Here is a 12708-nt window from a genome sequence, read left to right as displayed (position 1 = left end):
GCAAGGCCGAAAGGTCTGCTTTACCCTGCCACGAGAATACGCGCGGCAAGGCGGGGCGCCTGCGGTATACCCGCTTGGCGTGCATGTCCGGGCAAGGGCGGCAAGCGGTTCGCGTCACCAGTGGGAACGGAGTATTTCCGATGCAGGGTCTTGTCAGGAATGCGGTGCTGTACGTGGCATTGGTACTGGGCAGCGGTGCCGCGACGGCGGCGACCATGCCCGCCGTGACGGCCAGCGCGTATGACCGCCCAGCGTTCGACGCGCATGTGAGCGGGCTGCACAATGCCGTGGTCGAGGATTTCGAATCCTTCGCCATGGGCGAAGTGTTCGGCGGGCTGGCCACCGCCGTCGGGGTCTTCGACACGCTGGGGGCCACGGGCAGCGGCGGCACGGTCAAGGGCACCGCCGGGAACACGGGCAACGGTGTGTTCCTGCGCGACCGCAATGTCTATGGCCGTTCCAACACCACGGCGGGCGGCGACAGCTACCTGGACAGCAACGACACCTACGGGTTGAGCTGGACGATCGCGGGCCTTGGCATGTTCGACCGTCTGTTCTTCACCGTCTCGGACATCGCCGACAGCGGCGCGAGCTTCACGATCCTGGCCGATGGGCAGCAGGTCGGGTCCACGATCAGCAGGCAGCGCAATGGCGCCGTGGACATGGTGATGCTCAGTTTCGGGACGGCCGTGGACACGCTGACGCTGCACTTGCGCCACAGCAAGCTCAATGACGGGTTTTCCATCGACGATGCCGGGATCGGGCTGAGCAGGGGTGCGGCACAGACACCGTCGTCAGTGCCGCTGCCACCCGCCGTGGCGCTGCTTGCGGGTGGTATCGCAGCACTGGCGCTGTTCCGGCGGCGCCGCGCCTGACGGCGCAGCGCGGAGGGCGAGGCGCCGGGTCAGGCCCGGCGCGTCGAGGAGTGGAATGTTCTGTGGCGCCGCGTGACCGGCACTCTTTCGGGTGCCAATCCCGCAGCCCGGCACTTCCACGGACGCGTTGGAACGCGTCAGTCCCGCCGGGGCGCGCGGACGGCCTGTCCGATCTCGGTTCGCGGGGTAAGGGCCTGCTCGGCCAGAACATCCTCGTCCGGCTGGCGGGTGAAACCTTCCAGCGGGCCGATGGCCGCGCTGTCGCGGGGGATCTCGACCTCGGACAGCCCATAGCAGGTCAGCAGTTCCGCCAGCGACCGCAGCGCGTGCATGTGGATGCGTTCATAGCCGTGGCTCGCATCCACCCCGAAGGTCGCCAGCGCCGTGCGCACATCCGCCCCCGCCTCTACCGCCGACGCGCTGTCGGATCGATAATACCGGAAAACGTCCTTCTGCACGCGAATATCGTTCTCGCGGCACAGCTGCACGAGCTTTCGGGTCAGGTGATAATCGAAAGGACCGGTCTGGTCGGCCATGGCCACGGTGACGCCGAATTCGGCCGAGTTCTGGCCGGGAGCCGAGGTGCCGTTGTCCACCGCCACCATCGACGCGATGTCGGGCAACACGACGGACGCGGCCCCGTGACCCACCTCCTCGGCGATGGTGAAGAGCCAGAAGATGTCCACGGGCGGTTCGGATGCGGCCTTCATCGCCTTCAGCGCGGCCAGCATCACCGCCACGCCCGCCTTGTTGTCGAGATGCCGGGACACGATGAACCCGTTGTCGAGGAATTCGGGCTGCGGATCGACGGCGACGATATCGCCAACCTCGATTCCCAGCCGGTCGGTCATCGCGGCGTGGGTCGTGTATGCGTCCACCCGCAGCTCCACATGGTCCCAACCCACCGGCAGGTCATCCACCCCGTCGCCATAGGTATGGCCCGACGCGCGCATCGGCAGGATCGTGCCGCGATAGGTGCCACGGTCGGTGAAGATCGTCGTGCGCGCACCTTCGGCGAAGCGCGCGGACCATGTGCCCACGGGCACCAGTTCCAGCCGCCCGTTGGACTTGACCGATTTCACCTGCGCGCCGAGCGTGTCCACATGGCTCACGATGGCCCGCGCCCCGGCCTTCTGCGTCCCGGGCAGCAGCGCGCGGATCGCCCCGCGCCGGGTCAGGTCGTAGTCGAGGCCCAGATGGTCCAGTTCGGCGCAGACATGGCGCACGATCGTGTCAGTGAAGCCCGTGGGGCTGGGAATGGCGAGCAGCGCGCGCAACTGGTCCAGCAGGTAGTCGATATCGATATCAAGGCGGTTCATCGCGGTCCTTTTGCGGGGCTGCGGGATTGGGCCTTGCGCACGGCGGCGGGCAGGCTGAGCGGAAACAGCAGATCGACGAAGCGTTCCGCCGTCGGCTGCGGTTCGTGATTGGCGAGGCCGGGGCGTTCGTTCGCTTCGATGAAGATGTAATCCGGCTCGCGCGGCGTTTTAACCATCAGGTCGATGCCGGTCACCGGGATCTCGATGGCCTTCGCGGCGGCGATGGCGGCATCGATCAGCACCGGGTGAGTTTCGCCGGTCACGTCGTGGATCGTGCCGCCCGTGTGCAGGTTCGCGGTCTTGCGCACCGGGATCAGCGCGCCTTCGGGGGCGATGTCGTCCAGCCCGTACCCCTGCGCGGACAGGCAGCGTTCGGTTTCCGCGTCCATGGGGATGCGGCTTTCCCCCCCGGTCGCCGCTGCGCGCCGGCGGCTCTGGGCGGCAATGAGGTCGCGGATGGGCGTCTGCCCGTCGCCGATGATGCTGGCCGGGCGGCGCAGGGCGGCGGCGACCACGATATAGTCGATCACGACCAGCCGCAGATCCTCACCCTCGAAATACGTCTCCAGCAGCACATCGTTGCACACCGCGCGGGCGGCGGTCACCGCGGTCTCCACGTCCTCGGGCGTGCGCAGGTCCACGGCGATGCCCTGCCCCTGTTCGCCGCGCGCGGGCTTGACCACGACGCTGCCCTGCTCGGACAGGAACGCGGCGCGCTCCTCCGCCGTGCCATTGGTCATCTGCGCCGGCACCTTGACGCCGGCCTGTTCGACAATGCGCCGGGTCAGCCGCTTGTCGTCGCAGATCGACATTGCGACGGCAGAGGTGAATTCCGACAGGCTTTCCCGACAGACCACCGACCGGCCGCCATAGGTCAGCCGGAACAGCCCGGCTTCGGCATCGGTCACGTCCACGGCGATGCCGCGGCGGCGCGCCTCGTCCACGATGATCTTCGCATAGGGATTCAGCTGCGCGTCGTCGCCCCGCCCGCCGGTGAAGAGCGGTTCGTTGATCGGGTTCTTGCGCTTGACCGAGAACACGGGCACGCGGCGGAAGCCCAGCTTTTCATACAGCCGGATCGCCTGATCGTTGTCGTGCATCACCGACAGGTCCATGTAGGCCAGCCCGCGGCCCTTGAACTGCTCCGCCAGACGGCGCACCAGCGATTGCCCCACGCCGGGCTGCACCGCGTCGGGCGCCACCGCCAGCGCCCAGAGCGACGAGCCCTTCTCCTGGTCATCGAAGATCAGCGCGTGGTCGAGCCCCATGACGGATCCGAGGATCTTGCCGGTCTCCGAGCATTCCGCGACATAGACGGTCAGCTTGCGCGCATCGCGGGAGGACCAGAAGAATTCGGGCGGCACCGGTACCATGTGGCGCGCCGCATAGATCGTGTTCACCGCCTCGGCATCGGCGCGATTGGTCAGGCGCCGTATGAAGAACGACTTGCGCCGCGACGCCGCCGGGCGATAAGTCGCGAGGTCAAGCCGATAGGTGTTGGACGGATCGAGGAACAACTCCTGCGGGGCAGTCGCCAGCACAAGATGAGGGTCGCGCACGTAGAAGGCCACATCGCGCCGGTCGGGACCTTCGGCGCGGATCGCATCGGCCAGCGCCGCGGGGCTGTCGAAGGTCTGGCCGAAAAGCACCCGGCCCCAGCCGCAATCCGCCACGGCCTCGGACCCGGACGCTGCGTCATGGCCGGGCGCGCCTTGCACGCTGCCCTCGCGCAGCTTCTTCAGGCGGTATTCGTTGGCCCCGCGCGGGCGGCGTTCCGACATGGCTCAGCCCCCTTCGATGCCATGTGCCTGCAACCACATCTCCAGCACCGCAATCTGCCAGAGTTCGGACCCGCGCAGGGGGGTGATGTGGTCCGCCGGGCGCGCGAACAGCGTGTCGAGATAGTCCTGCCGGAAGAGCCCCCGGTCGCGGGCCGCGTCGTTGGTCAGCGCGTCCTTCACCATCTCCAGGTACGGGCCGTCGATGTATTTCAGCGCGGGCACCGGGAAGTAGCCTTTCTTGCGGTCGATGACCTCGTGCGGGATGACCTTGCGCGCGGCGTCCTTCAGCACGCCCTTGCCGCCCTGCGCCAACTTGTGTTCGGCGGGGATGCGCCCGGCGAGTTCCACAAGTTCGTGGTCGAGGAACGGCACCCGCGCCTCAAGGCCCCAGGCCATGGTCATGTTGTCCACCCGCTTGACCGGGTCGTCCACCAGCATGACATTGGTGTCGAGCCGCAGCGCCTTGTCCACAGGATCGCTTGCCCCGGGCAGGTCGAAATGGGCACGCACGAAATCGAGGCTCTCGTCCCGGTCGGCGTGATACGCCGGGTTCAGGTGGTCGGCCAGCCGCGCATGGGTGCGGTCGAAGAAGCCGGCGGCATAGTCGGACACGGGGTCGTTGCTGGCCTGCATCTTGGGATACCAGTGATAGCCGCCGAAGACCTCGTCCGCACCCTGCCCCGACTGCACGACCTTGATCGTCTTGGAGACCTCGCGCGACAGCAGGAAGAACCCGATATTGTCATAGCTGACCATGGGTTCGGATTGCGCCGCGATGGCGTGCGGCAGGTTCGTGCGCATCTCGTCGCTGGGAATGAAGATCTTGTGGTGCTTCGTGCCGTAGTGATCCGCGATCATGTCGGAAAAGCTGAACTCGTCCCCCGACTCGCCATTCGCGGCCTCGAAGCCGATGGAATAGGTGGCAAGGTCCTTCTGCCCCTCCTCCGCCAGCAGCCCGACGATGAGCGAACTGTCCACCCCGCCCGACAGCAGCACGCCCACCGGCACGTCGGCGACCATGCGGCGGCGCACGGACACGCGCAAGCTTTCCAGCACCATGTCGGCCCAGTCGGCGGCGGAGCGGTTCGCATCCTCGGGCGAGCGGGTGAAATCGGGCTGCCAATAGGTCGTGTCGTGGTGGCGCCCGTCGGGCTCGATCATGCGGATCGTGGCGGCGGGCAGCTTGCGCACACCATTCAGGATCGTGCGCGGTGCGGGCACCACGGCGTGCCACGTCATGTAATGGTGCAGCGCCACCCGGTCGATGGACGTGTCCACGCCGCCCGCCTTCAGCAGCGCGGGCAAGCTGGACGCGAAGGCGAGCCGCCCCGGCGTTTCGGTCAGGTAGAGTGGCTTGATCCCGAACCGGTCGCGGACCAGCGCCACGCGCCCCGTGTCGCGGTCGTGAATGGCAAAAGCGAACATGCCGTGCAGTTTCGGCACGGCGTCCGGCCCCCATTCCTTCCACGCCTTGAGGATCACCTCAGTATCGCCGGTAGAGGCGAAGCTATGGCCCTTTTCCTCGAGGACCTTGCGCAGTTCCGGATAGTTGTAGATGCAGCCGTTGAACGCGATGGTCAGCCCCAGCGCGGTATCGGTGAAGGGCTGGGCCGCGGCGTCGCTGAGGTCGATGATCTTGAGCCGGCGGTGGCCCATGCCCACGCGCCCGCGCAGGATCAGCCCGGCGCCGTCCGGGCCGCGCGGGGCCATGCAATCGGCCATCGCCTCGATCCGGGCGGCGCGCGCCGGGCTGCCGTCAAAGGTGATCTCTCCGCAAATGCCGCACATGCGCCGGGCGCTCCTGTTTTCGAACGTATTAGGCGCAGCCTAGACCCGTGCCATCCGTGCCACAACCGGATAGCCGGGCACGGCGCCTGTGGCCGTGATGCGGCAGGCCCGGTAGTGGCATCGCGCCGCTCTCGACAAACCTCTGCGCAGGTGGGAAACACGCGGCCATGACAGACGAGGTCCAGACCAATCCTACGTCGCCGGGCAAGCCGGAGAAGCCGAGGCGGATTCCGTTCTTCAGCGACGTCGATCTCGCCAACATCCGGTGGTTCTGGAACAACTACCTGATGAAGCGCACGCCGTGGTTGCTGGCGGTGCTGGGCCTGATCCTCGTGCAGGGTTTCGCTTACCAGCAGTTCCTGTCCCTCACGGAAAGCGGGCTGCGGGTGATCTTCGACGAAGGGCAGGTCGCCGACCTCGTCCGGGTCTGCGCGCTGGTCTTCGGGCTTTTCGCCATTCGCGGGCTGACGTCGTATATCGTGCCGCGCCTGTCCACGTGGCTGGCAGCAAGCGCGGTGATGGAACTGCGCCGTGACCTGATCCGGCGGATCATGACCTTCGATCTGGCCTATTTCGATCGCACCAGCCCGGGCGAGACTATCCTGCGACTGGTCAGCCAGGCCGAGGGCCTCAGCCAGTTCGTCGGGCAGGCCACGGTGAACGCCGTACGGGATTTCACGACCGTGGTGATCGTGTCGGGCTACCTGATCTACAAGGCGCCGGTGCTGTTCGCCGCCGCCATCGTCGTGGCGCCGGTCATTATCCTGATCCTCCAGTACGTGTCCCACAATATCAAGATGGTGCAGCGGCAGGCGGAAAACGTTCTTGCCGCGTACATGAATTCGCTCGAAGAGACCGTGAACGGCATGCGTACGGTCAAGATCTCCAACCAGGAACGGTTCGAGGAAAAGCGGCTCCTGGAAACCACGCGCGGCATCCGTGAATTGCAGATCAAGCTGCAGGCCGCACAGGCCACCGTCATGCCCGCCATCGACATCGCGTCCGCCTTTGCCTATGCGCTCGTGATCGGGTTCGGCGGCTACATGGCGATCAGTCCCGCCTATGACATCGACGGCGCGGCGATCATCACTTTCCTGATCGGGCTGGTAATGGTGTTCGACCCGATGCGGAACCTCGCCAAGTTCTTTACCCAGTTGCAGGCCAGCCTGATCCTGCTGGACGGGGTCAACAGCCTCAACCGTATCGACCCGCAGATCCGTAACCGCGAAGGCGCCACCGATACCTTCGACACGGGGGGCGAGATCGCCCTGCGCGACGTGACCTTCTCCTATGCGCCCGACTCCCCGCTGTTCGACGGGCTGGACATGTTGTTTCAGGCGCAGAAACGCACGGCCATCGTGGGCGCCACGGGATCGGGCAAGACCACGATCCTCAGCCTCATCAGCCGCCTTTACGAAATCCAGGGCGGCGCCATCACGATCAGCGGGACCGATATTCGCGATATCCGCATCGAAAGCCTGCGCGCTGCGTTCTCGGTCGTGGCGCAGGACATCGTGATCTTCAACGCATCCCTGTGGGAAAACATCCGCTATGTCCGCCCCGAAGCGACGGAGGCCGAGATCTGGCAGGCCGCCGAGGATGCCGAGATCGCGGATCTGATCCGCGCGCGGGGCGATACGCCGCTCGGTCCCAAGGGCGCGCAACTGTCGGGCGGGCAGAAGCAGCGGATCGCCATCGCGCGCGCCTTCCTGCGCAACGCACCGATCCTGCTGCTGGACGAGGCGACATCGGCGCTCGACCAGCGGACGGAGGAAAAGGTCAAGCGCGCCCTCGCCCGGCTGTCCGAGGGCAAGACCACGATCATCGTTGCGCACCGGCTGTCCGCCATTTCCGACGCCGACCGGATCTATGTGCTCGACCAGGGCAAGGTGGTGGAAACCGGCACCCACGCGGAACTCGTGGCGCTCGGCGGTCTGTACCACGGGATGTACACGACCCAGAAGGGCGCCTACGTCTAGCGCGACAGGTCGCGCAGCCACACCTGCATCGGTTTGTCCGTCTCCTCCGTGTCGCCGACGTCGCGCCATGCGAAGCGGGCCTCGGCCCCCGGCAGGGGCGCATAGCCGCGCTTGCGCCAGAACGGGTCAAGCGGACGGTAGTCGGCGGGGCGCATCGGGTGATCGTCGGGCCGCATGACCCCGCAGAAACAGGCATGACGCCGTCCCAGCTTGCGTGCATTCGCCTCCCGCGCGTCAAAGAACGCGTGACCGATCCCCTGCCCCCGATACTCTGCCAGCAGTACGGACTCGCCGAAGTAATAAACGTCGCGCGGGGCGATCCCCGCCGCCTTGAGCGGTGCCGCGAAGGCGTCCGCGTGGTCCTCCATCGGCGTGGCCGTGGCCGCGCCCACCAGCCGGTCCCCGTCCCACGCGCCGACGACCAGCGCCGCCGCGCTGTCGGCATATGGCGCGAGGTAGCGTTCCTCGTATTCCGTCGATCCTTCGTAGAGATACGGCCAGTCGCGGAACACGGTGATCCGCAGCACGGCAAGGTCTTGGAGATGCTTGCGTATCTGGGCGCGATCGAGCGGGGCAACGGTCACGGTCATCGGGCGGCTCCCTTCGGTTGACCGTCCGCATGTGCCATTGTGCAGGGCCGGAACTCAAGCCGCGCACCATGGAAATGAACCGTTCGGTTCAGACAAGCGTTGACCGGGCGCTGCACCGCCGCATATCAAGCGCTAACATGTAATTGCACCCCCGAGGCCCGAATGACATTTCCCAAGCTCCGCCGCGCTGCCGGCCGCCCCCTCCCGCGTGCCATCGCGATTCTCTCCGTGGCGGGCGGCATGGCCGCCGCGGCGCTGGTCGCACAGGAACCCGCACCTGATGGCAGCGCCGGCAGTGCGCTGCGCCCGGTGCGACTGATGACCGTCACGGAACCCGACACGGCGGTGACGCGTCAGTTCTACGGGCAGATCGTGGCGCGGCAGACGGTTGACCTGGCTTTCCAGGTCGGCGGGCAACTGGCAGAGCTTCCGGTGCGCAACGGGCAGTCGGTGGCCGAGGGCGATCTGCTGGCAAGGCTTGATCCCGTGCCGTTCGCGCGCGCGGTCGAGCGGGCAGAGCTGAACCTGCAACAGGCACAGCGCGAATTCGACCGGGTGCAGCGGCTGGCCGAATCCAACGTGGCGTCCGAAGCGCGCTTCGACGAGGCGCAGACGGCGCTCGATCTCGCCAAGGTGTCGCTTCGAGAGGCCCGCGACGCGCAGGACGACGCCACCCTGACCGCCGCCTTCGACGGGCTCGTGGCGCAGCGGCTGGTGGCGAATTTCACGACCGTGGCACAGGGTACGCCGGTTCTGCGGCTGCACGACATGTCGGAGCCGCGGGTGGAAATCGACGTGCCGGAACGGTTGTTCCAGCGCGGACAGGACGCGGACGGCCTGCATATCACAGCCGATTTCGGCCCGGAAAACCCGGAAGTGCCGCTGCGGCTGGCCGAGTTCACCGCCGAAACTCAGGGCGTTGCGCAAAGCTATACCGTCGATCTCGCGCTGCCGGCCGATGCGGGCTTCACGCCCCTTCCAGGCCGCACCACGACCGTCACCGTGAACCTGCCGTCGGGCGCGGACGCCACGCTGCGCGTGCCGATGACGGCACTGATTCACGATGCGGACCGGCGCACGCAGGTCATGGTGTTCGAACCCACCGGCGCCGATGACGGCACCGTCCGCCCGTTGACCGTGGAGATCGTCAGCCGCGAAGGGTCCGAGGTGGGCATCGCCCCCGGCGGCGATCTCGAACCGGGCATGGAAATCGTCGCTACCGGCGCGCATCTTCTGACCGAAGGGCAGCAGGTCCGCCGCTTCACCGGCTTCCGCGAGGTGCGTTGACATGGGCCGCATCGCCAGTTTTTCCATCGCAAGACCCATCTATACGTGGCTTCTGATCCTGTTCTGCATCCTCGGCGGGCTTTGGGGGTTCAATTCCGTGGGGCGGCTCGAAGACCCGGCCTTCACGATCAAGACGGCACTTGTGGTCACCGCCTATCCCGGCGCCACCGCCGACACCGTCGCCACGGAAATCAGCGAACCGCTGGAATCCGCGATACAGCAGATGGGCCAGATCGACACCATCTCGTCGCGCAACCGCGCGGGCGTGTCGGAAATCACTGTCGAGATCAAGACGACCTATGACGGCGATCAGTTGCCCCAGATCTGGGACGAGTTGCGCAACCGCGTGAACGACGCGGCGGGCGATCTGCCGAACGGCGCGCAGCCACCGATCGTGAACGACGATTTTGGCGACGTCTACGGGATCATCTATGCCGTGGCGGCCCCCGGCTTCAGCGACGCCGAGCGCCACGACATCGCCACTTTCCTGCGGCGCGAATTGCTCACCGTGCCCGGGGTCGCCGCCGTCCAGGTGGCGGGTCTGCCGGAAGAGGCGATTTTCGTCGAACCGCTGCGGCGGCAACTTCAGAATTCCGGCATCCCGCCCGGCGCGATCCTAGAAGCGATCCAGAACACGGACAGCCTGTCGAACGCGGGCACCGTGCGGGTGGGACCCCGCGCGGCGCAGATCGAGGCGCCACAGGGCTATGACACGGTGGACCGCATTGCCGGCCTGACCATCGGCGTGGGCGGCGAGATCCTCAACCTGTCCGATTTCGCCAGCGTCCGGCGGGCACGGGTCGAAGACCCCGGCCAGATCCTGCGTCACGACGGCGAGGAGGCCTTCACGCTGGGTATATCGGGCCTGAGTTCCGAGAACATCGTCGATGTGGGCCGGCGCGTCGATACCAAGCTGGCCGAGCTTGAAGACCAGATCCCGCTCGGGGTCACGCTGTCGCCCATCTATGAACAGCATGTCGTCGTGGACGAGGCGTCGAACGATTTTCTCGTTTCGCTCGCCATGTCGGTGGGCATCGTGATCGCGGTGCTGGCTCTTGCCATGGGCTGGCGCGCGTCCATCGTGGTGGGCGTGACGCTGCTGCTGACCGTGATCGCCACGTTCTTCTTCATGGCCGTCTTCGGGATCGAGATGGAGCGGATCAGCCTTGGCGCGCTCATCATCGCCATGGGGATGCTGGTGGACAATGCCATCGTGGTCGCCGAAGGCATGCAGGTGGAAATGCAGGGCGGCCAGAGCGCCACGGACGCCGCCGACGATGTGGCGGGCAAGACGCAGGTGCCGCTGCTGGGGGCGACGATCATCGGGATCATGGCCTTCGCGGGGATCGGGCTGTCGCCGGACGCGACGGGGGAATTCCTGTTCTCTCTCTTTGCCGTGATCGGGCTGTCGCTGCTGCTGTCGTGGCTGCTGGCGGTCACGGTCACGCCGCTGCTGGCTAGTTACCTGTTCCGGGTGGGCAGCGGCACGGACGGGCACGATGCCTATGGCGGCATCCTGTTCCGCGCCTATGCGGGCACCCTGCGCGCGGCGCTGCGGCTGCGCTGGCTGGTGGTGATCGGCCTGATCGGGATCACCGTCGCCTGCTTCGCGGCCTTCGGCAACGTCAAGCAGCAATTTTTCCCGAACTCGAACACGCCGATCTTCTATCTCGAATACCGCGCGGCACAGGGCACGACCATCGCGGCGACCGCCGAAGGGATGACCCCGATCGAGGACTGGCTTCTGGCGCGCGACGACGTGGCGGCGGTGACGACCACGGTTGGTCAAGGCATTTCGCGCTACATGCTGCCCTACAACCCCGAACAGCCGAACCCGGCCTACGGGCAGTTCATCATCCGTACCGACACCCGAGAGGCGATCCCGCCCCTGCGCGCCGATCTCGAACGGTTTCTCGCAGATAGCGTGACGGATGCCGAGGTGCGGGTGTCGCGCATCGTGTTCGGCCCCGGCGGCGGCGCGGATGTGGAGGCACGGTTCAACGGGCGCGACGCCGACGTTCTGCGCGCGCTGGCGGACGAGGCGGCGGCGATCTTCCGCACGGAACTCGACGCGCTCACCCATGTGCGCACCAACTGGCGCGAGCGGGAAATCACCGTGCAGCCGCGCTATGCCAGCGACCGGGCGCAGGCGCTTGGCGTCGCGCGCGAGGACCTGGCCGCAAGCCTGCTGCTGGCGACCGACGGGCTGCGGGCGGGCACCTACCAGGAGGGCGAGCGGCAGTTGCCGATCTTCATCCGCGCGCCCGAGATCGAACGCCGCCAGCCCGGCGCGCTTCTGGACCAGATCGTCTGGTCCGAGGCGGCGGGCGCTTATGTCCCCGTCAGCCAGGTGATCGACGGATTCGACGTGGCCGTGCGCGACACGCTGGTGCACCGCCGCGACCGGGCGCCGACCATCACCGTGCAGGCCAACGCCGCGAACGGCGTGACGCCCGCCGATGCGCTGGCCACGGTGCGGGCGCGGATCGAGGCGATGGACCTGCCCGTGGGCTACAGTCTTGAATGGGGCGGCGAGTACGAGAACTCCACCGAGGCACAGGCGAGCCTTGGCCAGCAATTGCCGCTGTCGCTGATCGTAATGGTGGTGATCTCGGTGCTGCTGTTCGGCAAGGTCCGCCAGCCGCTGGTGATCTGGCTGCTGGTGCCGATGTCGGTCAACGGCGTGGCACTGGGGCTTCTGGGCACCGGTCTGCCGTTTTCCTTTACGGCACTGCTCGGGCTTCTCAGCCTGTCGGGGATGCTCATCAAGAACGGCATCGTTCTGGTAGAGGAAATCGACCTGCGCCGCGCGGAAGGGGGCGATCCGGATGCGGCCATCGTCACCGCGTCGGTATCGCGCCTGCGGCCCGTGGTGCTGGCGGCGGCCACGACGATCCTTGGCATGATCCCGCTGCTGGGGGATGCGTTCTTCGCGTCCATGGCGGTGACGATCATGGGTGGCCTTGCCTTCGCCTCGGTGCTGACGCTGATCGCGGCGCCCGTGTTCTACCGGATATTCATTCCGGGCAAGGCACGGGCGCCGGCTGGTGCAATGACAGCCACGGCGCAGGCTGCCGCATGAGGGCATC

At 66.9% G+C, this 12708-nt stretch carries 8 protein-coding genes; 4 read left to right on the top strand and 4 right to left on the bottom strand.

Annotated features, from left to right (window positions below; translation table 11 throughout):
- Nucleotides 1-140: 140 nt before the first annotated feature.
- Entirely contained in the window at nucleotides 141-875 is a 735-nt protein-coding gene (locus DDE13_RS09275) for a VPLPA-CTERM sorting domain-containing protein (protein WP_111403711.1), read from the top strand.
- A 137-nt stretch (nucleotides 876-1012) separates the two neighbouring features.
- Here DDE13_RS09275 and DDE13_RS09270 read toward each other — a convergent pair whose 3' ends face one another.
- From DDE13_RS09270 to DDE13_RS09260, 3 genes are read right to left on the bottom strand one after another with little or no spacing between them, the layout of a single operon-like run.
- Nucleotides 1013-2194 (bottom strand): osmoprotectant NAGGN system M42 family peptidase, encoded by a 1182-nt coding sequence (locus tag DDE13_RS09270; RefSeq protein ID WP_111403709.1) that lies wholly within the window; start codon nucleotides 2192-2194, stop codon nucleotides 1013-1015.
- Nucleotides 2191-3975 carry an N-acetylglutaminylglutamine synthetase gene (gene ngg / locus DDE13_RS09265; protein ID WP_111403707.1) on the bottom strand — a complete coding sequence of 595 codons (1785 nt, stop codon included), beginning with the start codon at nucleotides 3973-3975 and terminating at the stop codon, nucleotides 2191-2193. The genes DDE13_RS09270 and ngg overlap by 4 nt, the downstream gene beginning before the upstream one ends.
- Nucleotides 3976-3978: 3 nt before the next feature.
- Nucleotides 3979-5763 (bottom strand): N-acetylglutaminylglutamine amidotransferase, encoded by a 1785-nt coding sequence (locus DDE13_RS09260; protein ID WP_111403705.1) that lies wholly within the window; start codon nucleotides 5761-5763, stop codon nucleotides 3979-3981.
- A gap of 167 nt (nucleotides 5764-5930) precedes the next feature.
- On the opposite strand from DDE13_RS09260, the gene DDE13_RS09255 reads away from it, so the two are divergent.
- The gene (locus tag DDE13_RS09255; RefSeq protein ID WP_111403703.1) at nucleotides 5931-7742 is read left to right on the top strand and encodes an ABC transporter ATP-binding protein; all 1812 of its coding nucleotides are present in this window, start codon (nucleotides 5931-5933) and stop codon (nucleotides 7740-7742) included.
- Here DDE13_RS09255 and DDE13_RS09250 read toward each other — a convergent pair.
- Complete coding sequence (locus DDE13_RS09250) at nucleotides 7739-8332, bottom strand: GNAT family N-acetyltransferase (protein ID WP_111403701.1); 594 nt, start codon at nucleotides 8330-8332, stop codon at nucleotides 7739-7741. The two genes, DDE13_RS09255 and DDE13_RS09250, sit on opposite strands and share 4 nt — an antisense overlap.
- A 162-nt stretch (nucleotides 8333-8494) precedes the next feature.
- Here DDE13_RS09250 and DDE13_RS09245 point away from each other — a divergent pair, with 162 nt between their 5' ends.
- Together DDE13_RS09245 and DDE13_RS09240 are read left to right on the top strand one after the other, a co-directional pair.
- The gene (locus DDE13_RS09245; RefSeq protein WP_111403699.1) at nucleotides 8495-9619 is read left to right on the top strand and encodes an efflux RND transporter periplasmic adaptor subunit; all 1125 of its coding nucleotides are present in this window, start codon (nucleotides 8495-8497) and stop codon (nucleotides 9617-9619) included.
- Nucleotide 9620: 1 nt separating this feature from the next.
- Nucleotides 9621-12701: an efflux RND transporter permease subunit gene (locus DDE13_RS09240; protein ID WP_111403697.1), complete on the top strand. Its 3081-nt coding sequence runs from the start codon at nucleotides 9621-9623 to the stop codon at nucleotides 12699-12701.
- Nucleotides 12702-12708 lie beyond the last annotated feature (7 nt).

Origin of the sequence: Meridianimarinicoccus zhengii, from assembly GCF_003254465.1 — a bacterium.
GTDB classification, from domain to species: domain Bacteria; phylum Pseudomonadota; class Alphaproteobacteria; order Rhodobacterales; family Rhodobacteraceae; genus Meridianimarinicoccus; species Meridianimarinicoccus zhengii.
Note: the sequence above shows the minus strand (reverse complement) of the source record. Positions and strands in the feature narration are given on the sequence as shown.